The sequence below is a fragment of the uncultured Sphingomonas sp. genome (assembly GCF_902806265.1).
In the GTDB taxonomy this organism is placed as follows: Bacteria; Pseudomonadota; Alphaproteobacteria; order Sphingomonadales; family Sphingomonadaceae; genus Sphingomicrobium.
In genome coordinates this window covers 1-21,355 of record NZ_CADCVZ010000004.1, presented here as the reverse complement: position 1 = coordinate 21,355, position 21,355 = coordinate 1, and the positions used below count along the sequence as shown (strand labels likewise).

At 67.5% G+C, this 21,355-nt stretch carries 23 protein-coding genes; 14 read left to right on the top strand and 9 right to left on the bottom strand.

Annotated features, from left to right (window positions below; all coding sequences use genetic code 11):
* Positions 1-779 (bottom strand): M23 family metallopeptidase (locus tag QZX62_RS01360; RefSeq protein WP_294171598.1); only part of this gene is annotated, 779 nt, incomplete at its 3' end.
* A 381-nt stretch (positions 780-1,160) separates the two neighbouring features.
* On the opposite strand from QZX62_RS01360, the gene QZX62_RS01355 reads away from it, so the two are divergent.
* The 6 genes from QZX62_RS01355 to QZX62_RS01330 all read left to right on the top strand — a co-directional run bounded on the left by QZX62_RS01355 (position 1,161) and on the right by QZX62_RS01330 (position 6,430).
* Entirely contained in the window at positions 1,161-2,279 is a 1,119-nt protein-coding gene (locus tag QZX62_RS01355; RefSeq protein ID WP_294171597.1) for a phosphoserine transaminase, read from the top strand.
* A complete protein-coding gene (serA, locus tag QZX62_RS01350; RefSeq protein ID WP_294171596.1) occupies positions 2,276-3,859 on the top strand; it encodes a phosphoglycerate dehydrogenase in 1,584 nt (527 codons plus the stop codon). Before QZX62_RS01355 ends, serA begins: the two co-directional genes overlap by 4 nt.
* Complete coding sequence (locus QZX62_RS01345) at positions 3,859-4,203, top strand: tRNA-binding protein (protein WP_294171595.1); 345 nt, start codon at positions 3,859-3,861, stop codon at positions 4,201-4,203. The genes serA and QZX62_RS01345 overlap by 1 nt, the downstream gene beginning before the upstream one ends.
* A 161-nt stretch (positions 4,204-4,364) precedes the next feature.
* The gene (locus QZX62_RS01340; protein WP_294171594.1) at positions 4,365-5,654 is read left to right on the top strand and encodes an adenylosuccinate synthase; all 1,290 of its coding nucleotides are present in this window, start codon (positions 4,365-4,367) and stop codon (positions 5,652-5,654) included.
* Between the two features lie 131 nt (positions 5,655-5,785).
* On the top strand, positions 5,786-6,154 hold the full coding sequence (locus tag QZX62_RS01335; protein WP_294171592.1) for a PilZ domain-containing protein: 369 nt from the start codon (positions 5,786-5,788) through the stop codon (positions 6,152-6,154).
* A gap of 18 nt (positions 6,155-6,172) precedes the next feature.
* Positions 6,173-6,430 (top strand): hypothetical protein, encoded by a 258-nt coding sequence (locus tag QZX62_RS01330; protein WP_294171591.1) that lies wholly within the window; start codon positions 6,173-6,175, stop codon positions 6,428-6,430.
* Here QZX62_RS01330 and QZX62_RS01325 read toward each other — a convergent pair.
* The 4 genes from QZX62_RS01325 to QZX62_RS01310 all read right to left on the bottom strand — a co-directional run bounded on the left by QZX62_RS01325 (position 6,427) and on the right by QZX62_RS01310 (position 9,530).
* Positions 6,427-6,732 (bottom strand): YkvA family protein, encoded by a 306-nt coding sequence (locus QZX62_RS01325; RefSeq protein ID WP_294171589.1) that lies wholly within the window; start codon positions 6,730-6,732, stop codon positions 6,427-6,429. The genes QZX62_RS01330 and QZX62_RS01325 overlap by 4 nt on opposite strands.
* Positions 6,729-7,532 (bottom strand): enoyl-ACP reductase FabI, encoded by an 804-nt coding sequence (fabI, locus tag QZX62_RS01320; protein WP_294171587.1) that lies wholly within the window; start codon positions 7,530-7,532, stop codon positions 6,729-6,731. The genes QZX62_RS01325 and fabI overlap by 4 nt, the downstream gene beginning before the upstream one ends.
* Positions 7,529-8,506, bottom strand: coding sequence for a YihY/virulence factor BrkB family protein (locus tag QZX62_RS01315; protein ID WP_366926171.1), 978 nt, complete (start codon positions 8,504-8,506; stop codon positions 7,529-7,531). The genes fabI and QZX62_RS01315 overlap by 4 nt, the downstream gene beginning before the upstream one ends.
* 64 nt (positions 8,507-8,570) lie before the next feature.
* Entirely contained in the window at positions 8,571-9,530 is a 960-nt protein-coding gene (locus QZX62_RS01310; protein WP_294171585.1) for a DnaJ C-terminal domain-containing protein, read from the bottom strand.
* 115 nt (positions 9,531-9,645) lie between these two features.
* On the opposite strand from QZX62_RS01310, the gene pdxH reads away from it, so the two are divergent.
* Genes pdxH through QZX62_RS01295 form a run of 3 tightly spaced genes read left to right on the top strand, consistent with a single transcriptional unit; the run spans position 9,646 to position 11,923 of the window.
* Positions 9,646-10,224: a pyridoxamine 5'-phosphate oxidase gene (gene pdxH, locus QZX62_RS01305; RefSeq protein ID WP_294171583.1), complete on the top strand. Its 579-nt coding sequence runs from the start codon at positions 9,646-9,648 to the stop codon at positions 10,222-10,224.
* Positions 10,221-11,150: a cation diffusion facilitator family transporter gene (locus tag QZX62_RS01300; RefSeq protein WP_294171582.1), complete on the top strand. Its 930-nt coding sequence runs from the start codon at positions 10,221-10,223 to the stop codon at positions 11,148-11,150. Before pdxH ends, QZX62_RS01300 begins: the two co-directional genes overlap by 4 nt.
* A complete protein-coding gene (locus QZX62_RS01295) occupies positions 11,147-11,923 on the top strand; it encodes a PhzF family phenazine biosynthesis protein (protein WP_294171579.1) in 777 nt (258 codons plus the stop codon). The genes QZX62_RS01300 and QZX62_RS01295 overlap by 4 nt, the downstream gene beginning before the upstream one ends.
* Here QZX62_RS01295 and QZX62_RS01290 read toward each other — a convergent pair.
* Together QZX62_RS01290 and mnmA are read right to left on the bottom strand one after the other, a co-directional pair.
* Complete coding sequence (locus QZX62_RS01290; RefSeq protein WP_294171578.1) at positions 11,920-12,381, bottom strand: NUDIX domain-containing protein; 462 nt, start codon at positions 12,379-12,381, stop codon at positions 11,920-11,922. The two genes, QZX62_RS01295 and QZX62_RS01290, sit on opposite strands and share 4 nt — an antisense overlap.
* Positions 12,381-13,487, bottom strand: a complete 1,107-nt coding sequence (gene mnmA, locus QZX62_RS01285) for a tRNA 2-thiouridine(34) synthase MnmA (RefSeq protein ID WP_294171577.1) — start codon at positions 13,485-13,487, stop codon at positions 12,381-12,383. The genes QZX62_RS01290 and mnmA overlap by 1 nt, the downstream gene beginning before the upstream one ends.
* Before the next feature lie 301 nt (positions 13,488-13,788).
* Between mnmA and QZX62_RS01280 the strand changes: the two genes are divergently transcribed.
* Positions 13,789-14,088, top strand: coding sequence for a DUF1153 domain-containing protein (locus tag QZX62_RS01280; RefSeq protein ID WP_294171576.1), 300 nt, complete (start codon positions 13,789-13,791; stop codon positions 14,086-14,088).
* A 134-nt stretch (positions 14,089-14,222) separates the two neighbouring features.
* Positions 14,223-14,495, top strand: coding sequence for a GlsB/YeaQ/YmgE family stress response membrane protein (locus QZX62_RS01275; protein WP_294171574.1), 273 nt, complete (start codon positions 14,223-14,225; stop codon positions 14,493-14,495).
* 195 nt (positions 14,496-14,690) lie between these two features.
* Here QZX62_RS01275 and QZX62_RS01270 read toward each other — a convergent pair whose 3' ends face one another.
* Together QZX62_RS01270 and QZX62_RS01265 are read right to left on the bottom strand one after the other, a co-directional pair.
* The gene (locus tag QZX62_RS01270) at positions 14,691-15,344 is read right to left on the bottom strand and encodes an SIMPL domain-containing protein (protein WP_294171573.1); all 654 of its coding nucleotides are present in this window, start codon (positions 15,342-15,344) and stop codon (positions 14,691-14,693) included.
* Between the two features lie 142 nt (positions 15,345-15,486).
* Entirely contained in the window at positions 15,487-15,756 is a 270-nt protein-coding gene (locus QZX62_RS01265) for a GlsB/YeaQ/YmgE family stress response membrane protein (RefSeq protein ID WP_294171571.1), read from the bottom strand.
* Between the two features lie 220 nt (positions 15,757-15,976).
* On the opposite strand from QZX62_RS01265, the gene QZX62_RS01260 reads away from it, so the two are divergent.
* The 3 genes from QZX62_RS01260 to QZX62_RS01250 all read left to right on the top strand — a co-directional run.
* Complete coding sequence (locus tag QZX62_RS01260; protein ID WP_294171570.1) at positions 15,977-17,164, top strand: efflux RND transporter periplasmic adaptor subunit; 1,188 nt, start codon at positions 15,977-15,979, stop codon at positions 17,162-17,164.
* 30 nt (positions 17,165-17,194) lie between these two features.
* Positions 17,195-20,368, top strand: coding sequence for an efflux RND transporter permease subunit (locus tag QZX62_RS01255; protein WP_294171569.1), 3,174 nt, complete (start codon positions 17,195-17,197; stop codon positions 20,366-20,368).
* A gap of 94 nt (positions 20,369-20,462) precedes the next feature.
* Positions 20,463-21,355 (top strand): DUF445 domain-containing protein (locus QZX62_RS01250; RefSeq protein ID WP_294171568.1); only part of this gene is annotated, 893 nt, incomplete at its 3' end.

Here is a 21,355-nt window from a genome sequence, read left to right as displayed (position 1 = left end):
ACGAGGTTGCCGTAGCCGCCCGAGTTCCAGGCAGCGTCGCTGACGGTGCCGTCGGCGGTGGCGTAGATCGGGGTTCCGACCGGACCGGCGAGATCAATCCCAGCGTGCATGGCAGCGCTGCCCTTGAACGGGTCGGAGCGGACGCCGAAGCTGGAGGTGAAGGCAGCGGTCTTGACCGGCTTGTCGGACGGAACGGCGATGACGCTGTCCTGCAGCTGGTCCAGCTTCTTCCAGCTGTTGAACAGCGCCTTGAAGGTGGGATCGGCGGACTTGGCGGGCTCATAGGGACCGCCCACGCCGACGGCACCGACACGTGCCGGGGTCAGGCCAAGCTTCTTGAGCTCCTCGGCGGTCAGCTCGTACCGGGCTTCCAGCGCCTTAGCGACCATGGCTGCCTGCTTGACCTGCGCCGCTTCCAGCCGGTCGAGCGGACCGCCGGCAGCCAGCGCTGCGCTCTTGGCGGCAGCGGACAGCAGCGCCGGGTTAACCTGTTCGCCCACCAGCATCGCTTCGATCACCGCCTGTCGCTGTTCGATCAGGCGGGCGCGTTGTTCCAGATCGCCGGCCGGAGCCGCCGCGGCCCGGACCGCCACGACCGGCTTGCGCGCCGCAAGCTGCGCGGTGGCATAAGCGCACCAGCCGACCAGCAGCAGCATGGCGAGGAAAAAGGTCGCCTGCACCGGAGCGGAAAGGCGAATCCGGCGCAGCTTGGCACCGTCGTGCAGGAACAGGTCACGGCTGCGCAGCAGCCCGGTCGGTGCGGTCAATGCGGTAGCCATTTCCAGTCTTCGCTCCGATATCGCCGAACGGGCGGAGTCGCTTGGCGCGACACCGTCTGTCTGGTTCATTCCAGGAGCTCCCCAGCCCCCGCCATGCGCTTCCGCTTTGCCCAGCGGTCGTGCTGACAAGGAGAGAGAACCGGTTCTGGTTAACGAATTCAACCGTTTCAGGCGCTTGGCGGGATGAGTTGCGAGGGGAAAGCGGTGAGTTGAGCTAAGTCGCACCTCTTTTCACATTTGCGCGGCGCAAGGCACGGAACTTTCCGGATGATTCTGCGTGGCGGCAGAGATTCGCCCCTTGCCGATCGGCACCTTGTCTCTACAACCGGCGACGGGCCACGCCGCCCCAACGCGGCGCGCGCTCTCTGCGAGGAGAGTTATATGATTGGCAAGCCGACCACGCGCCCCTTGCGGCCGTTCTTCTCATCCGGTCCCTGCGCCAAGCCGCCCGGCTGGTCCCTCGACAAATTGCAGATCGACAGCTTGGGCCGCTCGCACCGGTCCAAGCTGGGCAAAGGGCGGCTGGCGCACTGCATCCAGCTAATGCGCGAGCTGCTGGAGCTGCCAGAGACGCATCGCATCGGCATCGTGCCTGGCTCGGACACCGGCGCGTTCGAGCTGGCGATGTGGACCATGCTGGGCGCGCGACCGGTGACCTGCCTTGCCTGGGAGAGCTTCGGCGAGGGCTGGGTGACCGACGCGGTCAAGCAGCTGAAGCTGGAGCCGCGGGTGCTGCATGCGCCCTATGGCGAGCTGCCGGACCTGGGCGAGGTGGACTGGAGCCACGACGTGCTGTTCACCTGGAATGGCACCACCTCCGGCGTGCGGGTGCCTGATGGCGAATGGATCGCGGCGGACCGGGTAGGACTGAGCTTCGCCGACGCGACCAGTGCGGTGTTCGCCTACGATCTGCCGTGGGACGGGATCGATGTCGCGACCTTCTCCTGGCAAAAGGTGCTGGGCGGCGAAGGGGCGCACGGGGTCCTGATCCTGGGGCCGCGAGCGGTCGAGCGGCTGGAAAGCTTCACGCCCGACCGGCCGCTGCCCAAGCTGTTCCGCTTGGTGAGCGGCGGCAAGCTCAACGAGGGCGTGTTCAGGGGCGAGACGATCAATACGCCGTCGATGCTGGCGGTGGAGGATGCGATCTTCGCCCTGGAATGGGGGCAGTCGGTCGGCGGGATCGAGGGCCTGATCGCGCGGTCGCAGGCCAATGCGGCAGCACTGGATCGGATTGTAACCAAGCGGGACTGGCTCGGGCACCTGGCGGCCGACCCGGCGAGCCGATCCACCACGAGCGTGTGCCTGACGCTGCAGGGCGCGGACGAGGGCCGGATCAAGCGGATGGCGACGCTGCTGGAGGCCGAGGGCGCGGCTTACGACATCGCCGGTTATCGCGATGCGCCGCCGGGGCTCCGGATCTGGTGCGGAGCAACCGTGGACGCGGCCGACGTGGTAACGCTTGGGCCCTGGCTTGATTGGGCATGGGAGCAAACGGCATGAGCGTGCGCGTACTAATCTCCGACAAGATGGACCCTCGCGCCGCCGCGATCTTTCGCGAGCGGGGGATTGTTGTGGACGAGAAGCCGGGGCTGAGCCCGGACGAGCTGCGGACGATCATCGGCGACTACGACGGGCTGGCGATCCGTTCGGCGACCAAAGTCACGGCCAAGCTGCTGGACGCGGCCGAACGGCTCAAGGTGGTCGGGCGCGCGGGCATCGGGGTCGACAACGTCGACTTGCCCGCGGCGACTGCGCGCGGCGTGGTGGTGATGAACACGCCGTTCGGCAACTCGATCACAACCGCCGAGCATGCGATTGCGCTGATGTTCGCGCTCGCCCGGCAGCTGCCGGAGGCGGACGCGTCGACCCAGGCGGGCAAGTGGGAGAAGAACCGCTTCATGGGGGTGGAGCTGACCGCGAAGACGCTCGGGCTGATCGGCGCTGGCAACATCGGCTCGATCGTCGCCAGCCGGGCGCTCGGCCTCCGCATGAAGGTGATCGCCTTTGACCCGTTCCTGACGGCCGAGCGGGCGCTGGAGCTCGGGGTCGAGAAGGTCGAGCTGGACGAGCTGTTGGCGCGAGCGGATTTCATCACCCTGCATACCCCGCTGACCGATCAGACGCGGGGCATCCTTAGCCGGGAGAACCTGGCCAGGACCAAGCGCGGCGTGCGGATCATCAACTGCGCGCGCGGCGGGCTGATCGACGAGGCGGCGCTCAAGGAGGCGATGGACCGCGGCCATGTCGCGGGTGCGGCACTGGACGTGTTCGAGACGGAGCCGGCGACCGACTCGCCGCTGTTCGGGACTCCCGGGTTCATCTCGACGCCGCACCTGGGCGCTTCGACCAGCGAGGCGCAGGTCAATGTCGCCATCCAGGTGGCGGAGCAGATGAGCGACTTCCTGCTGCTGGGCGGAGTCACCAACGCGATCAACATGCCGTCGCTGTCGGCCGAGGAAGCGCCTCGGCTGAAGCCCTACATGGCGCTGGCGGAGAAGCTGGGGCGGCTGGTCGGGCAGGTGCTCGGCGAAGGCGTGCGCTCGGTCGCGGTGGAGGTCGAGGGCGCCGCTGCCGAGCTCAACCAGAAGCCGATCACCGGGGCAGTGCTGGCGGGGCTGATGGGCACCTACAGCCAGACGGTAAACATGGTGAACGCGCCCTTCCTGGCCAAAGAACGCGGGCTGGACGTGCGCGAGGTGCGGCATGAGCGCGAGGGCGACTACCACACGCTGGTGCGGGTGACGGCGGGCACCGGAGCAGGCGAACAGGCGGTCGCGGGCACGCTGTTCGGCAACCGCGCGCCGCGGCTGGTCGAAATCTTCGGGGTGGCAGTGGAGGCGGAGCTGGCGGGCGACATGCTCTACATCGTCAACGACGACAGGCCCGGGTTCATCGGGCGGCTGGGGAGCACGCTAGGCGATGCGAGCATCAACATCGCGACCTTCAATCTCGGCCGGCGGGCGGCCGGCGGCGAGGCGGTGGCGCTGGTGGCTGTGGACAGCCCCGTGCCGGCGCCGGTGCTGGCGGAGCTCCACGCCCTGCCCGGCGTTCGCGAGGTAGTTCCGCTGGGGTTCGCCTGATGATTGATGAACTGATCGAGTTCGAGGACTTCGGAAAGGTCGATATTCGGGTCGGCACGATCGTCGCCGCCGATGCCTTCCCCGAGGCGCGCAAGCCCGCGCTCAAGCTCAGGATCGACTTCGGGCCGGAGATCGGGGTGCGCAAGAGTTCGGCGCAGATCACCGTCCATTACTCGCCCGAGGCGCTGGTCGGACGGCAGGTCGCGGCGGTGGTAAACTTCCAGCCGCGGCAGATCGGGCCTTTCATCAGCGAGGTGCTGACGCTCGGCTTCAGCGATGCGGAGGGCGCGGTGGTGCTGGTCTCACCCGAGCGGCCGGTACCGGACGGGTCACGGCTGCACTAAAACGGCAGGCCGCGCGCAAGGAGGGCGGACAACGCCAGCACCAGCGCGCCGAGCAGGCCGCGGGACACTCCGGTAGTAGGGTTGGCTGGACGCATCACCCCCTTGCCAATAGGACGCCCCGCTGAATCGCCTGTGAGCGATCCGTTCAGGAAGGAACAAGGGTGGGCAACGTCACCGTCGTGGGCGCGCAGTGGGGGGACGAGGGCAAGGGCAAGATCGTCGACTGGCTGGCGAGCCGGGCGGACACGGTGGTGCGCTTCCAGGGCGGGCACAATGCCGGGCACACGCTAGTGGTGGGCGGTGAGACCTACAAGCTGTCGCTGCTGCCGAGCGGGACCGTGCGGGGAACGCCGTCGATCATCGGCAACGGCGTGGTGCTGGACCCCTGGGCCTTGCAGGACGAGGTAGAGCGCATCCGCGGCCAGGGCGTGGCGGTCACGCCCGAAGTGCTGCGGATTGCCGAGACCTGCCCGCTGATCCTGCCGATTCACCGCGACCTCGACGCGCTGCGCGAGGATGCGAGCGGGGCGGGCAAGATCGGCACGACCAGGCGCGGGATCGGGCCGGCCTATGAGGACAAGGTCGGGCGGCGGGCGATCCGGGTGTGCGATCTGGCGCACCTGGGCGAACTCGATCCGCTGCTCGACCGGCTTTGTGCGCACCATGACCATCTGCGCGCGGGCTTCGGCTGCCCGCCGGTCGACCGTGAGCGGCTGAAGGCGGACCTCAATGAGATTGCCGAGTTCGTGCTGCAATTCGCGCGCCCGGTGTGGGTCGATCTCGACGAGGCGCGGCGCGCGGGCAAGCGCATCCTGTTCGAAGGCGCGCAGGGCGTGCTGCTGGACGTTGACCACGGGACCTACCCGTTCGTGACCTCGTCCAACACGGTGGCGGGTACCACCGGCAGCGGCAGCGGCACGGGGCCTGGCGCGGCGGGGTTCGTGCTGGGGATCGTAAAGGCCTATACCACGCGGGTCGGCTCGGGGCCGTTCCCGACCGAGCTGTTCGATGGCGTCGGGCAGCGGCTGGGCGAGCGCGGCCGCGAGTTCGGGACGGTCACCGGGCGGCAGCGGCGCTGCGGCTGGTTCGACGCGGTGCTGGTGCGGCAGGCGGTGGCGGTCAGCGGGATTACCGGCGTGGCGCTGACGAAGATCGACGTGCTCGACGGTCTCGAGAAGGTGCAGGTATGCACCGGCTACCGGATCGACGGACGCGAGTTCGACTATCTGCCGCCGCACGCCGCGGACCAGGCGCGGGTCGAGCCGGTCTATGAGGAGATGGACGGTTGGGCAGAGAGCACCGCCGGCGCGCGGTCGTGGGCGGAGCTTCCGGCCCAAGCGATCAAGTACATCCGGCGGGTGGAAGAGCTGATCCGCTGCCCGGTCGCGCTGGTGAGCACCAGCCCGGAACGCGACGACACGATCCTGGTGCGCGACCCATTCGCCAGCTGAGCTCCAAGCTATGCACTTCCAGGTCGGGCTCGGGTGCGTGATGCATCCGAAACGGTGCAAAGGCTAGCGGGCCCTTAACGGGCGTGAGCTAACTTAACCGAGACCTAGCTCAAGCTGACGAGCGCATTGACATGATTGCCGCGGAGAACACCCGTGACGCGCGCGACGCCCCGAGGACGAACATGTTCCTGGCGGCCACGCTCATGGGCGCCGGCTTCTCCGCGCCAGCCAAGGTCAGGAACATGTCAGCTTCCGGCGCTCTGGTGGAAGCCGCCGCCATTCCGCCGGCTCGCACGGCGGTGCAGCTGCTGCGCGGCACCCTGGTCGCTCCGGCAGTTGTGGCATGGAGCACGCCTGGTCGCTGCGGCCTTCGTTTCGCCGGGCCGATCTGCGTACATGAGTGGCTCAAGGCGCCGGTCAACAGTCAGCAGCAGCGAGTGGATGCGATCGCTCGGTCCGTCCGCAGCGCCATACCTCTGGAACCGCACCGCAGCGGCTAAGCTGCGGGGCGAGCGGATGTGGCCACCTCGGCGGTTCGGCTGAGCGAGGATCTGCTAGGCGTGGTGCAGCTGATGAGCGGCCTCAGCGACGAGCTGACGGCGGACAGCGCCATGCTTGCGCGACACGCTACCGGGCTGCAGAACTTCGACAACGCCATTCAGACGATCACCGCGGTCGCTGCGTCGCTGGTCGGCGGCGGGGCGCAGGAAGGCTCCCGGTCGCGGTTGGAGAACCTGCGGGCCAGCTGCCGAGAAGCGCTGGCTCGCTATGTTTAAACCTTTGCAGGAGGGAGGACGTCGCCGGTCTGATCGACTGCCCGGTCGCGCAGCTCGGACCGTAGGCTGGCCGGAACCAATCGCCACATCAGCCAAATGCCGAACGGGACAATCAACAGGTCATCCAGCTGCCCTAACAGCGGGATTACGTCGGGAATGAGGTCGATTGGGCTGAGCGCATAGGCGAGCGTTGCCGCTGCCACCCATTTCGCCGCTCGCGGCACGCGGGGGTCGTTCGCGAGCCGTTTGGCGGAGCGCAGTTCCCGCTGGAGCGTCTCAAAGCCTCTGCGCAGCCAAGTCATACCGTCGCGATGTCCGGCGCATCCCCGGCCTTCATGCCGACCACGTTATAGCCTGCGTCGACATGGTGGATCTCGCCGGTGACTCCACTCGCCAGGTCCGAGAGCAGGTAGAGCCCGGCCCCGCCGACATCCTCGATCGTGACGTTGCGGCGGAGCGGTGAGTTATACTCGTTCCACTTCATAATGTAGCGGAAGTCGCCGATACCGCTCGCCGCCAGCGTCTTGATCGGGCCGGCGCTGATCGCGTTGACGCGGATGCCGTCCGGGCCGAGGTCCATCGCCAGATACTTCACCGAGGTTTCCAGCGCGGCCTTGGCGACACCCATGACGTTGTAGTGCGGAATGACCTTCTCGGCGCCGTAATAGCTGAGCGTCAGCACGGAGCCGCCGGGCTGCATCATCCGGGCGGCGCGCTGGGTCACCGCGACGAAGCTGTAGACCGATATGTTCATGGTGGTCAGGAAGTTGTCGAGGCTGGTGTCGACGAACTTGCCGCGGAGCTCGTTCTTGTCGGAAAAGCCAATCGCGTGGACCAGGAAGTCGAGCCTGCCCCAGCGCTCCCCCAGCTCGGCAAAGGTGCGGTCGAGCGCGGCCATGTCGGACACGTCGCAGTCGATCAAGGTGGTGGAGCCGAGCTGCTCGGCGAGCGGGCGGACGCGCTTCGCCAGCGCCTCGCCCTGGTAGGAGAAGGCCAGTTCCGCCCCTGCCCCGCCCAGCTGCTGGGCAATGCCCCACGCGAGCGAGCGGTCATTGGCCAGGCCCATGATCAGCCCGCGCTTGCCCCTCATCAGTCCGGTCATGCCGCGACCCCTCCCCCTTCTTCCTTGCGCACGTCCTCGCCAGGCTCGGCTTCCTCGACCTCCAGTTGATCGCTGAACGGGCCCGAATAGATCTCGCCCTCTAGCGCCTTGGGCTCGACCTCCGCCAGTGCGGCGTTGAGTTCCGCGCCCATGGTGACGCCCAGGCCGACGATGAAGAAGAACAGCAGCGCGATCATCACTCCGGCGAGACTGCCGTAGGTAAGATCGTAACCGCCCGCCAGGCTGATCGCCTCGGGCAGCAGTTCGGCCGTGAGAAGCCACCAGGCGGTGATCAGCAGGGCTCCGGGCCACTTGCGGCAGGTCTTTCGGCGATAGCGGGACGGGGTCAACACAACGATGATAGCGTAGATCGTGCCATAGAGCGCGGCGGCGGGAACCAGCCTGGCCAGCTGCAGGGTGCCGAGCACATCGTCGAATTGTGGAAACTGCCGGACGATGACCGTCTCGATCGACGACATCAGCACGCTGGCGGCGAAGGCGATCATCAGCAGCAGGACCGCCCCGATGATAAAGGCCACCGAGATCAACCGGTACTCCCAAAAAGGAGCGGTGTACTTCACGCCGTAGGCCCGGCGCAGGATGTCGCGGATGGTTTCCACGAAACTGGTGGCGGTCCACAGGCCGACCAGCCCTCCGAACCAGAGCAGCGGACCCGTGCGGGCGGTCAGTACCTCCTGGATGGGTTCGCGCACCACGGACGCGACATCCGGCGGTATCTGCTCAAGGATCACGCGAACGGTGCCGGCGATGTCCTCCGGCCGACCGAACAGCTGCAAGAGCGCGGCGGCCGTAATGAAGAAGGGGAACATCGAAAGGATCGACAGGTATGCGAGGTTGCCTGCGTGAATAAAGCCATCGTTGTACACGCCTACCGCCACCCGCTTGACGATCTCGAACGGTCGGGTGCCGGGCTTGACCCGGTTGACGACCTGCTCGCCAAAGCGTGCCTTCACTAGCGCAAGCCGCTTGCGCCGTTCCTCCGGGGAATGGGGGGAGGTTTCCTGCATCGCGCGGGTTCTAGACGCCCAGCAGTGCCCGGGGATTGCCGCCGCCGCTCCACTCGGCCGCAAAGCGCTCCAGCGCGGCATCGTTCGCAGGCAGGTCGACGCTGAGCGTGACCAGCTGGTCGCCCCGGGTGCCGCTCTTGTCGGCGAAGCCGCGGCCCTTGATCCGCAGCACCTTGCCGGAGGTGGAGCCTTTGGGCACCGTCAGCATCACCGGCCCGTCCGGGGTAGGCACCTTGACCTTGGCGCCAAGCACGGCCTCATTGAGCGTGACGGGCAGGGTCAGCCGCACGTCCTTGCCGTCGCGCATGAAGAAGCGGTGCGGCTCGATTGCCACTGTCACGATGGCGTCGCCCGCGCCGCCAGGGCCCGCCTCACCCTTGCCGGCCAGGCGGATGCGGGTGCCGTCCTCGACCCCCTTGGGCAGCTGCAGATCGATGGTCTTGTCGCGCAGGGTGACGCGCTGCGGCGCCAGGGTCGCCGCATGGGTGAAGGGCACGCGCAGGCGGTAGACGACGTCCGCTCCCTTCTGCGGTGGAGCTTGCCGGCGGCCGAAGCCCCCGCCGCCGCCGCGGCCGCGCGCTGCGCCGAACAGGCCCTCGAAAATGTCGGACAGGTCGGCCGTCTCCGCACCTCCGCCTCCGCCTCCGCCTCCGCCCGGAAAGCCACCGGGGAAGCCTTCGAACCCAGCGCCCGGACCGTTCTGGCGAGCGCCGCCGTAGCCGCCCGCCCCACCGCCGAACGGCATCTTGGGATTGCCTTCCTCGTCGAGCTCGCCACGGTCGTAGCGGGCGCGCTTGTCCTTGTCGGACAGGAGGTCGTAGGCGGCCGTCACCTGAGCGAAGCGCTCGGCGGCTTTTGGGTTATCCTGGTTGCGGTCGGGATGAAGCTGCTTGGCGAGGCTGCGATAGGCCTTCTTGATCTCGGCCTCGCTCGCCCCGCGCTTGACCCCGAGCCTTGCGTATAAGTCCATGGCTCCGCGTCATGCCGTGAAGATCGATGCGTGGCTAGTTGGGATCGGTGCCTTGCTGGGACAAGACAGTTCGGCCAAGTTGCCGGGAACCGCTGGCGGGCCTAAGTCGCCGGCCATGCCCGACGATCCTTTCAAGCTGTTCGCCACCTGGTTCGCGGAGGCGCAGGACAAGGAGCTCAACGACCCGGATGCGATGGCGATCGCCACAGCCACTGCCGACGGACGGCCATCGGTGCGAATGGTGCTGCTGCGGCGTCACGGGCCCGACGGCTTCGGCTTCTTCACCAATCTCGAGAGTCGTAAGGGGCGGGAGATCGCCGCCAATCCGTGGGGTGCGATGTGCATCCACTGGAAGTCCCTGCGCAAGCAGGTCCGGGCCGAGGGGCGGCTGGAAGCGCTCAGCGAAGCCGACGCCGACGAGTATTTCGCCAGCCGTTCACGCGACAGCCGGATCGGCAGCTGGGCAAGCGAGCAGTCGCGGCCGCTCGACCAGCGCGAGACCTTTGAAGCGCGGGTTGCAGCCATGCAGGAGCGCTTCGGGGAGGAGAACGTGCCTCGCCCGCCGCACTGGTCGGGCTTCCGCCTGGTGCCCGACGCTATCGAGTTCTGGGAGGACCGCACCTTCCGCCTGCATCATCGGCGGCTATTCACCCGCACCGGCGAGGGCTGGAGCGACGGGCTGCTCTACCCATGAGGGTGACAGGCGACGACCGGGCTCGGCTGACCACGCGGGCCGCGCTCGCCAGTGTGGTGATGGCCGCCCTCCTGCTCGTCGCCAAGGCGTGGGGTGCGGTTGCCACCGATTCGACCGCCATGCTGGGCAGCCTGGCCGATACGGCGCTCGACCTGGTGGCCAGCCTGGTCACGCTGGCGGGCGTACGCATCGCGGCGCTCCCGGCCGATCATGACCATCGCTTCGGGCACGGCAAGGCGGAGGCGCTGGTGGCGCTGGGCCAAGTCGTCCTGATCGCCGCCTCTGCGCTGGTGATCGGCTGGCGTGCCGTGGACCGGCTGCTCAATGGAGCTCCAACCACCAACCCGGGGCTCGGCATCGGCGTCAGCCTGGCGGCGATCGCGGCGACCTTGCTGCTGCTCGCCTATCAGCGCCGGGTCATCGCCCGCACCGGCTCCGTCGCGATCCGCACCGACAACATCCACTACAAGTCCGACCTGCTGTTGAACGCCGCGGTGATCGCCGCGCTGCTGCTCGACGGCTTTCTGCGGCTCCGCGGCGCCGACGCCATGTTCGGTATCGTCATTGCCGCATGGCTCCTGTGGGGCGCGTGGCGGGCGGCGGGCGAGGCGGTCAACCAGCTGATGGATCGCGAATGGCCCGCGGCAAAGCGCGAAGCCTTTCTCGCCGCCTGCGCCAATTACCCCGAGCTTAAGGGCATCCACGACGTCCGCACCCGTTCCAGCGGCGCGCACGATTTCATCCAGTTTCATTGCTGGGTGCCCGAGGAATGGACGGTCAAGGAGGCGCACGATCGGATGGATCTGGTCGAGGAGGACCTGCAGCGGCGCTTCCCGGGAACGGAGATCTTCCTCCACCTTGATCCCGAGGGCCATACCGACCGCGAGACCCTGCTGCCGAGCGAGCTGACGGAACGCCAGCCATGATCCTGCCCTTCTTCCAGGTCGACGCCTTTGGCGAGCGCCCGCTGACCGGCAACCCGGCGGCCGTGATGCCGCTGGAAGCATGGCTGCCGGACGAGCAATTGCAGGCGATCGCGGCCGAGAACAACCTCAGCGAGACCGCCTTCACCGTGCCGGACCAAGGCGGTGAGGCTGATTACGCCTTGCGCTGGTTCACGCCAATGACCGAGGTCGACATGTGCGGCCACGCGACGCTGGCGGCGGGCCACGTTCTGCTGACCGCGGGACGGGTGCGGTTCGCGACCCGCTCCGGCGTGCTTGCGGTCGAGCGGCGGGGCGACCTGCTGCAGCTCGATCTTCCCGCTTCGCAAGTGACGCCGGGCGAGGCTCCTGACGCGCTTGCCGCGCTGGGCGTGACGGGAGAGGTGCACCGCGGGCGCGGCGGCAACGGCGCGGTGATCGTGACCCTGCCCGACGAGGCGGCGGTGCGCGCGGTCCGGCCCGACTGCGCCGCCTTGCGCTCAATCGATAGTTTGGTGATGGTCACCGCGCCGGGCAAGCGCCACGCGGTGGCAAGCCGGGTGTTCGCCGCCTACCATGGCATCGACGAGGATCCGGTAACCGGTTCCGCCCATGCCGCGCTGGTGCCGCTATGGACGCAGCGGCTTGGCCGCACCCGCTTCACCGCCGCGCAGGTGAGCCGCCGCGGCGGTCTGCTCGAATGCGAGCTGCGCGCCGACCGGGTATTGCTCGGCGGACGTTGCTGGACGGTGATCGAGGGCAGCTTCCAGCTCTAGCGACTGAGCCGCTCCTCAAGGGCATCCAGCATCGGCAGCTGACTCGGGAGCATCAGCTCGCGCGCTTGTTCCAGCGGCATCCAGCGGGCTTCGGCCACCTCCGGGAACGCTTGGCGCTGACCGCTGCGCGGCGGCCATTCCATCTCGAAGGCGTTGCTGCACAGGGTGGCGGGGTCGAAGTCGCCTTCGACGGCGAAGGCTTCCACCACCTTGCCGCCGGCCTGGCGCACCGTGCACAGGCGTTCGGGCACCGTCTGCAGCCGGGTGCCCACCTCTTCCTCGAACTCGCGCAGCGCTGCCTGTTCGGGCGTTTCACCGGGCTCCACCATGCCCTTGGGGATCATCCAGGCGCCTGCGTCCTTGCCGCGCCAGAACGGGCCGCCCGGCTTGACCAGCAGCACTTCGGGCTCGCCCGCCACTCGGAACAACAGAATGCCCGCGCTGAGCGGCGGGGGCATCAGGCGGCCAGCGCGACTTCGGCCGGAACGGTCTCGGCGATCCACCCGCCGCCGAGGAGCCGGTCGCCGTCGTAGATCACCGCCGCCTGTCCCGGGGCCACACCATACTCCGGACGGGCGAAGCGGACCCGGTCGCCGCTGATCGTCGCGGGCACCGCCGGCGCCAGCGAGCGGACCTTGACGGTGACTTCGCGCTGATCCTCGCCGATCCAGTTGAGCTGCTCGAGCCGCGCTTCTGCCACTCCCAGCGCGTGGCGTGGACCGACCACCAGCCGGCGCTGCTCAGGCTCGATGCGAACCACATAAAGCGGCTCCTGCTGACCGCCGATCGTAAGTCCGCGGCGCTGGCCGACCGTGAAGTGCACCACGCCCGGGTGCCGGCCCAGCACGCGCCCGCCCAAGTCCACGATCTCGCCGGGCGCGGCCGTCTCGGGCCGAAGCCGCTTGACCAGCCCGGCATAGTCGCCGTCGGGTACGAAGCAGATGTCCTGGCTGTCGGGCTTCGCAGCGACCACCAGTCCCGCTTCCACGGCGAGCTGACGCACCCGGGCCTTGGGCAGGTCGCCTAAGGGGAAGCGGAGGAAAGAAAGCTGCTCGGCGGTAGTGCCGTAGAGGAAGTAGCTCTGGTCGCGCGCCGGGTCGGCGCCCTTGCGTAGCTGCGCATCTCCGCCGCTCACCACCCGGCGGACATAATGTCCCGTGGCGAGACAATCGGCGCCGAGCTCGCGCGCGAAGTCGACAAGGTCGGTGAACTTCACCCCCTGGTTGCACAACGAGCAGGGGACGGGCGTGCGGCCGCGGGCGTAATCGTCCGCGAAGCGGTCGATCACGCCGCTGCGAAAGCGGGATTCATAGTCCAGCACGTAATGCGCGATGCCGAGCCGGTCACAAACGGTGCGCGCGTCAAAGATGTCCTGCCCCGCGCAGCATGCGCCCGAGCGCTTGGCCGCCTCTCCATGATCGTAGAGTTGGAGGGTGACGCCGATCACCTCGGCGCCCGTGCGGGCGCCGAGCGCAGCTACCACCGAGCTGTCGACGCCGCCGGACATGGCAATGACGATCCGGGCCTCCGGGGCGGGGCGGGACAGGCCGAAGTCAATGAGCATGGCCGAGTCTTTACTCGAAATTCACCATTCGGCGCTAGGCGGATGCCTGGAGGCAGGAGGACCACGGATCGTGAGAACAGTTTGGAGCCGGCGAGCATGGTTGCGGCAGCGGACGTGGTCGCGCGGGCCGGGCCGACCCATGCGTTGCTGGGCCCGGCGCTGAGCACGGTTTCCGCAATGCGGTTAACGGGGAGACAAGGACGAGTGAGGCTTCTGTTTACCAGTGCGTTTCAGCTTTCTTTCAACGGGCGGGGGTTAAACCGCTCGGACCAACAAGCGTCCAACCCGGTCTGAGGAAGCCATGCTCGAGAATCAGAAATTCCGGCCTTACCAAGTGATCGGCCCCCTTGGGGAACCGCTCACGCTGGACTCGCTGCCGCCACCAGGGACGACCCGCTGGGTGGTCCGGCGCAAGGCCGAAGTGGTCGCTGCGGTCGCGGGCGGTCTCCTTTCCGTTGACGAGGCGTGCGGACGCTACTGCCTGAGCCTGGAAGAGTTCGCCAGCTGGCAGCGCGCGGTGGATCGGAGCGGCATGCCCGGGCTGCGCGTCACCCGCATCCAGCACTATCGCGACGTTTACGAGCGGCAACAGCGCTACTGATTTGAAGTTAACTCATTACGGAAACGAATCTGAACAGAAGCGTTCCTCTGGCGGAACAAGATGCGTGGCAACGCGTCTTTGTGCCGGAAGGCCGCGAGCATGCGAGTGCCCGCGGCGATAACAGGAGGGAACGCATGCTTACCTGGATTCTGATCATCATCGTCGGCGGTATCCTAGGCTGGCTTGCCAGCATTGTGATGCGCACGGACGCTCAGCAGGGCATCCTGCTCAACGTCGTTGTCGGCATCGTCGGGGCGATCCTGGGCGGCCTGCTGTTGGCGCCGCTGCTGGGTGGCGGATCGATCACCTCGGGCGACTTCTCGCTTCCGAACCTGCTGATCTCGCTGCTGGGTGCGATCATCCTGCTGGCGATCGTCAACCTGCTGCGTCGCGGCCGCGTTCGGTAAGCGCGCCACACGGCATCGCTGGAAGTGAAGGCAGGGCCGTCCCGATCGGGGCGGCCCTTTCTTTTGCGCCCCTCCCCTCGGCAGCAAAGCCGATCGAACTCAGCATGCACGAGCGCGCGCAGCGGACGTGGAGCGCCCGCGGCTAGCTTCGACCAGCCGCTCGGCGCGGTCCACCTCGCAGCTGGCTGGCGCCGCCTATCGTAGCTCGAAGCTCATCTGCACGGTGACCTGAAGCTGCTGCTCTCCGGGAATGATGTCCGTCTTGGCGGCCGAAGCTTCCTGCGCGACCATCCCGCGGGCGTAGGGCATCGGCGGAGGCACCTGGAAGCCGCCGCCTTCGCTAACGGACAGCAGCCGCACGACCCGCAGCCCTAGCGAGCGCGCATACAGCTCCGCCCGGGCCCGCCCTGCCGCCAGCGCCTGCGTCCGCGCCTCGTCCAGCGCCGTTTCCGGCTTGTCGATGGTCAGCGTCGGCCCATTGATCTGGTTGGCGCCTTCCGCCACCAGCGCGTCCAGAATCCGGCCGCTGTTGCGGATATCCCGAAAGCGCACGTTCACCGTGTTGGCCGCCTGATAGCCGGACAGCCGGGGCGGCTGCCGCTCGGCGTAGACATAGTCCGGGTTGAGGTTGACGCTGCTGGTCTGGATATCGCGCGCCGCAATCCCGGCGCGGCGGAGCGCGGTCCGCACCCGCTCCATTCGCGCGGCGTTCTCCGCGATGGCAGCGCTTGCAGTGTCGGCCCGGGTGACCACCCCGGCCGAGATGATTGCGATGTCCGGAACCCGGGTAACTTCGCCGGTGGCGCTGATGTCGAGCCGGGTGCCGGCCATCGGCTGGGCCACAGCCATCTGCGCTGTTGCTGTTGCTGTTGAAGGAAAAGAAGCGCTCGCCAGGGCAAACGCCAGGAAAAAGGATCTGCTCATGCTGGTTCTCCGTCCGTGGCTGCCTAGGGCTGCAAGGCCGCCTGTAACGCAAAGCTGAACGGCTCGCTTAAACCCGGCGGCGACGAGCCACCAAGCGGTAGATGAACAGCAGCACAAAGGCACCGACGATCGCCGCGAGAAAGCCCGCGCCTTGGTCTTCAGGACCGTACCAGCCCAGCGCTCGTCCAACAAAGCCGGCCAGCATGGCCCCGGCGATGCCAAGCAGGATCGTGATAATGCAGCCGCCCGGATCGCGCCCCGGCATCAGCAGCTTGGCAATGCCGCCGGCCAGCAGGCCGATTACCAGCCACCCGATGATTCCATAATCTGACAGCATGACTCACCGCTCCACCGTTGCAGTGCGACAGGTGCGCACCAATAACGGGTTATACGCGCAAGCGGCGTTCGCGGTAGCAAAGCGGCCTTTGGTCGAAAAACAATTGTCCCGGTCCGGCGCTTGTCCTTGTTGCCTCTGGTGAGTTATTGACGTAATACAGCCTCCTGCTGCGTCGCCTGTCGGGCGTGTGGCTGGGGGACAGGACGAAAGACACGTGGACATGAACCGGGAAACGCGCCTGGAAGCTTCGGATACGCTGGTGGTGGTGGACCGTTCCGCCCGCCGGCGGCGCAATCTGGTGGTGGCCGGCTTTGTGGCGACGGCGCTGGCCGTGCTCGCCTACCTCTTCTTTTCCGGCGGTGAGAGCGGCAATGCGTCCCAGGCCGCCGCGGCGGGTCCGCGCGGTGGCGGCCAGGTTCCAACGGTGTCGGTGATCGTGCCAGGTCGCAGCCAGGTTGCCAAGGTGGTCACGGCCAGTGGGTCGCTGGCTGCCCGGCGTGACCAGCCGGTTGGAGCGGCGGGGACCGGCGGCCGCGTGACGGCGGTGCTGGTCGATGCCGGCGACCGGGTAAGCGCCGGGCAGACGCTGGCTCGCGTGGACCGTTCTGTGCAGCAGCAGCAGGCGGTCCAGCTCGCGGCAGCGGTCGAGTCGGCTCGTGCCAGCGCAGCGCTCGCCCAGAACGAGTATGATCGAAGCGCGGCGCTGGTCGGCCGCGGCTTCATCTCGCGGGCGGAACTCGATCGCAAGCGGTCGGCGGTGGATCAGGCGCGAGCCCAGGTCCGCGTCGCCCAGGCTCAGCTCAACGCCGCCCGAGCCGGCATCGGGCTCCTCGACGTACGCTCTCCGACCGCCGGCTTGGTGCTGGAGCGCAACCTGGAGGTTGGCCAGGTGATCAGCGGCGGCAGTCAGAACCTGTTCCGGATCGCCAAGGACGGCGAGATGGAGATGCGGGCGCGCTTGCCTCAGCAGGATCTCGCAGCCATGCGGGTCGGCCTGCCTGCCAGCGTACGGCCGGTTGGCGCCGACCGCAGCTTCACCGGCCGGATCTGGCAGATTGCTCCGGTGATCGATCCTCAGTCCCGGCTGGGCGAGGTGCGGATCGCGGTTCCCTTCGACCCGCTGCTGCGCCCCGGCGGTTTCGGCGAAGCGCGGATCACGGCGGGCGCGACCACTGCGCCGCTGCTGCCGCAGAGCGCGGTGCTCAGCGACAGCGACGGTAATTACGTCTACGTGGTCAACAACAAGAATGAGGTGGAGCGTCGCGCGATCCGGGTCGGTGCGGTCGACGAAGCCGGCGTCACCATCGCCGACGGTCTAACTGGCCAGGAGGCGGTGGTGGTCTCGGCCGGACCGTTCCTGAACCCCGGGCAGAAGATTAATCCGCGGCGCCAGGCGGCGGCCCGCTAGTGCACGCTTGCTGAAGAACGGAACGCGTCCATGAGTTTCCGCAACATCTCCGCCTGGTGCATCCGCAATCCGGTGCCGCCGATCGTGCTGTTTATCGGCCTGATGCTGGCGGGCCTCGTGGCGTTCATGGGCATGCGGGTCAACAACAGCCCGGACATCGACTTTCCCGTGGCCATTGTGTCGATCTCGCAGCCGGGCGCGACCCCTGCGGAGATCGAGAACCAGATCACCCAAAAGGTCGAAGCTGCAATCCGGGGCGTGGAGAATGTCGACGAGCTGAGCAGCAGCGTCCGCGAAGGCAATAGCGACACGATCGTCACTTTTGAGATCGGCACGGATATCGACCGGTCGGTGAACGACCTGCGCGATGCGGTGACCCAGATCCGTTCGGAGCTGCCGGAAGGCATCTTGGAGCCGCAGATCAGCCGCGAAAGCACGGCTGGCGATCCCATCATGTTCCTCGCTGCCGAGACCTCCGACATGAGCCTGGAGGAGCTCAGCTGGTACGTGGACAATACCGTGTCCCGCCGGCTGCTGGGCGCAGAGGGCGTCGCTGCCGTCACCCGCGAAGGCGGCGTCGACCGGCAAATCCGGGTGATCCTGAACCCGGCCGTCCTGCAGGCGCAGGGCATTACGGCGGCCCAGGTGAACGCGCAGCTGCGCCAGACCAATCTCAACGCGGTTGGCGGACGCGCGGAGATCGCCGGGTCGGAGCAGTCGGTGCGCGTACTCGGCAACGCGGAGGACGCTTACGCCCTGTCGCAGACGCAGATCGCGGTTCCTGGAGGCCGGACGGTCCGGCTGGCCGACATCGCGCAGGTGAAGGATGCCTACTCCGAGCAGCGCTCCCTGGCCAAGATGAACGGCCGGCAGGTCATCAGCTTCAATGCGCAACGCGGCAAGGGCGCTTCCGAAGTCACCGCTTACGATGCGGCGTGGAAGGAGCTCCGCAAGCTTGAGGAGGAGAACCCGCGGGTCCGCTTCGTCGAGATCAACAACTCCGTCGACTACACCAAGGCGCAATATAGTTCGGCGATGAAGGGCCTGATCGAGGGCGCGATCCTGGCCGTGCTGGTGGTGTTGCTGTTCCTGCGCGACATTCGCGCGACCCTGATCTCGGCCCTGGCGATCCCCCTGTCGGTCATCCCCGCCTTCTGGTTCATGGATCTCCTTGGGATCACGCTCAACTTCATGTCGACCATGGCGCTGAGCCTGGTGGCCGGGGTGCTGGTCGACGACGCGATCGTGGAAATCGAGAACATCGTCCGGCACATGCGGATGGGCAAGTCGGCCTATCAGGCGTCGATCGACGCCGCGGACGAGATCGGGCTCGCCGTGCTTGCCACCACCATGGCGATCGTTGCGGTGTTCCTGCCCGTCGCGCTGATGCCGGGCATTTCCGGCCAATTCTTCAAGGCATTCGGCTTTACGGTGGTGGTCGCCGTGCTGATGAGCTTGCTGGTGGCCCGCATGATCACCCCGCTGCTCGCAGCCTACTTCCTGAAGTCGCATGGGGAGCAGCCGCATGCGTCGGGGCCGATCATGGAGCGGTACCTCCACGCGCTCCGCTGGAGCATCGACGACAGCAAGGCCCGGGCGTACCGCGCGCGTCATCCCGGTCGGCTGAACAAATGGAAGTCGCTGATCTTCGACCATCGTCTCTACATGGTCGGCGCCGGCCTGGGTGCGCTGGCCCTCACCGGTGTGTTGTTTGCCACCCTGTCCATGACCTTTCAGCCGGCGCAGAACCTCGACTTCTCGCGGGTGCGCGTGGGCATGCCACCAGGAACCACCGTTCAGCAGACGGAGGAAGTGGTCGGACGCGTCGCCGAGATCATCGGCGAAAATCCCAACGTCCAGCATGTATTCGAGCGGGTCTTTACCGGCACGGGCTTCCTCAACATCGTGCTGAAGAAGGACCGCGAGGTCACCTCGACCGAGTTCGAGCGGTCGCTCCAGCCGAAGCTTGCGGCCTTTCCGGACGCTCAGGTTAACTTCATGAGCCAGAGCGGCGGCGGGCCAGGCAGCGGCGGGCGCGACATGGTGCTGTACCTCGGCAGCGACAATCCCGAGTTGCTGCAGCAAACGGCCGAGAAGATTTCGGACGAGATGGCCACCCTGTCCCAGCTCGTAGCCCCGCGGGTGGTCGGCGACCTGGTCCGGCCCGAGATCCTGATCAAGCCGCGGTTCGACCTGGCGGCCGACCTCGGCGTGACCACGTCGGCGCTCGGCCAGACGATTCGGATCGCGACCATTGGCGACATCGCGCAGAACAGCGCCCGGTTCAGCCTGGCCGACCGGCAGATCCCGATCATCGTTTCCTTGAGCGAGAACGAACGGCGCGACCTGTCGACCCTCGCGAACCTGCCGGTTCCAACGGTTAGCGGTGGTTCTGTTCCGCTCAAGGCGGTGGCGGAAATCGGCTTCGGCGCAGGGCCGACCACCGTTCAGCGCACCGACCAGATGCGGCGCATAGCGGTCGGCGCCGACCTGGCGCCGGGGCTGGTCAGCGGCGACGTATGGCCGCTGATCAACGAGCTGCCGACCGTCAAGACTTTGCCACAGGGCGTTCAGAAGATGAACCTCGGCGACCAGAAATGGCAGGGCGAGCTCATCTACTACTTCCTGATTGCCTTGGGATCGGGCGTGCTGCTGCTGTTCGCGGTGCTGGTGCTGCTCTACCGGCGCTTCCTGGCGCCTTTCGTGAACATGGGTTCGCTGCTGCTCGCCCCGCTGGGCGCGGCGATCGCGTTGCACGTCGCCGGGCAACCCATCTCCTTGCCGGTGCTGATCGGCGTCCTGATGCTGTTCGGCATCGTCGCCAAGAACTCGATCCTGCTGGTCGACTTCGCGGTGGAGATGATGGACCATGGCATGGACAAGGAAGAGGCGATCGTGGAGGCCGGGCACAAGCGCGCCCAGCCGATCGTGATGACTACCATCGCCATGGTCGCCGGCATGGTGCCGATCGCGGTGTCGATCAGCGGGGACGGCAGCTGGCGCGCACCGATGGGCATCACGGTGATCGGCGGGCTGACCTTCTCGACCCTGCTGACCCTGGTTCTGGTTCCGGCATACTATTCGATTGCGATCAGCATCGAGAGCCGTATTGGCCGCGTGTTCAAGCGATTGGTCGGAACCAGCGCGCACGAGGTCCCGGCCGGGACCGCACCGCCAGCACCGCTTCCACAACCGGCGGAGTAGCGCGAGGGCTAAGATGGACCCTCGACGCGGCTCGTCTATTGGGACGGCAATGAGCCGCGCCGCCCCGCAACCCCGACCTGGACCTCTCCTCCGCTTGAACCCGGCTCAGCCGGGAGCCGCGGGCATCAAGGTCATCGCGACCGGGCTGCTGGTCGTCATGGCCGCGGTGTTCGTCGTCACCCGCGCGTTCGAACCCCGCTATCCCTGGCTTGGCTACGTGAAGGCATTTGCCGAGGCGGCAATGGTGGGCGGAGTGGCCGACTGGTTCGCGGTCACCGCCCTGTTCCGCCACCCGCTTGGCCTACCGATCCCGCATACCGCCATCATCCCCCGCAACAAGGACCGGATCGCGGACACGCTGGCGCAGTTCCTCCGCGACAATTTCCTGGTTGCATCCGTGGTCGCCCGCCGGATGCGGGGCATGGACCTTGCCGGTGCCGCCGGTCGCTTTCTGCAATCGCCCACCGACGGGGGCGCCCGCATCCGCCAAGGCGCTTCGCGGCTGATCGCCGACGTGTTCGAGGCACTGGACGACGAGCGGCTGGGCGGCATCGTCAAGCAGGCGATCTCCACCCGCCTGCGCCAGGCGGAGGTCGCACCGGTGATGGGCGCTGCGCTCGCCTCCGCCATCAACGAGGACCGGCACGTGCCGATGCTGGAGGCCGGGATCCGGGCCCTGGCCCGCACGCTGGATGCCAACGAGAGCCTGATCCGGGAGCTGGTGCGCAAGCGCGCGAGCTGGTTCCTGCGCCTGGCCGGGCTCGACGAGAAGCTGGCCGACTCGATCCTCGACGGCCTCCGCAAGGTCACGGTGGAGATGAGCACCGACCCTGCCCATCCCGTGCGGGTGCGGATGGAACAGGCGCTCGCCGACCTCGCCAACGACCTGCAGACCGACGCCGATACGCGGGCCCGGGTGGAGGGCTGGAAGGAGGAGCTGCTCGCCAACACGTCGGTGGCGCTGTGGCTCGACACCTTGTGGCAGAA

Bases quoted from the DNA above. Each gene is read 5' to 3' on its own strand.
- QZX62_RS01325 (WP_294171589.1), bottom strand. From the start codon at position 6,732: ATGACTTGGCTGCGCAGAGGCTTTGAGACGCTCCAGCGGGAACTGCGC.
- QZX62_RS01255 (WP_294171569.1), top strand. From the start codon at position 17,195: ATGAGTTTCCGCAACATCTCCGCCTGGTGCATCCGCAATCCGGTGCCG.
- QZX62_RS01275 (WP_294171574.1), top strand. From the start codon at position 14,223: ATGCTTACCTGGATTCTGATCATCATCGTCGGCGGTATCCTAGGCTGG.
- QZX62_RS01290 (WP_294171578.1), bottom strand. From the start codon at position 12,381: ATGCCCCCGCCGCTCAGCGCGGGCATTCTGTTGTTCCGAGTGGCGGGC.
- serA (WP_294171596.1), top strand. From the start codon at position 2,276: ATGAGCGTGCGCGTACTAATCTCCGACAAGATGGACCCTCGCGCCGCC.
- fabI (WP_294171587.1), bottom strand. From the start codon at position 7,532: ATGACCGGACTGATGAGGGGCAAGCGCGGGCTGATCATGGGCCTGGCC.
- QZX62_RS01310 (WP_294171585.1), bottom strand. From the start codon at position 9,530: ATGGACTTATACGCAAGGCTCGGGGTCAAGCGCGGGGCGAGCGAGGCC.
- QZX62_RS01300 (WP_294171582.1), top strand. From the start codon at position 10,221: ATGAGGGTGACAGGCGACGACCGGGCTCGGCTGACCACGCGGGCCGCG.
- QZX62_RS01335 (WP_294171592.1), top strand. From the start codon at position 5,786: ATGATTGCCGCGGAGAACACCCGTGACGCGCGCGACGCCCCGAGGACG.
- QZX62_RS01265 (WP_294171571.1), bottom strand. From the start codon at position 15,756: ATGCTGTCAGATTATGGAATCATCGGGTGGCTGGTAATCGGCCTGCTG.
- QZX62_RS01280 (WP_294171576.1), top strand. From the start codon at position 13,789: ATGCTCGAGAATCAGAAATTCCGGCCTTACCAAGTGATCGGCCCCCTT.
- mnmA (WP_294171577.1), bottom strand. From the start codon at position 13,487: ATGCTCATTGACTTCGGCCTGTCCCGCCCCGCCCCGGAGGCCCGGATC.
- QZX62_RS01260 (WP_294171570.1), top strand. From the start codon at position 15,977: ATGAACCGGGAAACGCGCCTGGAAGCTTCGGATACGCTGGTGGTGGTG.
- QZX62_RS01295 (WP_294171579.1), top strand. From the start codon at position 11,147: ATGATCCTGCCCTTCTTCCAGGTCGACGCCTTTGGCGAGCGCCCGCTG.
- pdxH (WP_294171583.1), top strand. From the start codon at position 9,646: ATGCCCGACGATCCTTTCAAGCTGTTCGCCACCTGGTTCGCGGAGGCG.
- QZX62_RS01355 (WP_294171597.1), top strand. From the start codon at position 1,161: ATGATTGGCAAGCCGACCACGCGCCCCTTGCGGCCGTTCTTCTCATCC.
- QZX62_RS01345 (WP_294171595.1), top strand. From the start codon at position 3,859: ATGATTGATGAACTGATCGAGTTCGAGGACTTCGGAAAGGTCGATATT.
- QZX62_RS01270 (WP_294171573.1), bottom strand. From the start codon at position 15,344: ATGGCTGTGGCCCAGCCGATGGCCGGCACCCGGCTCGACATCAGCGCC.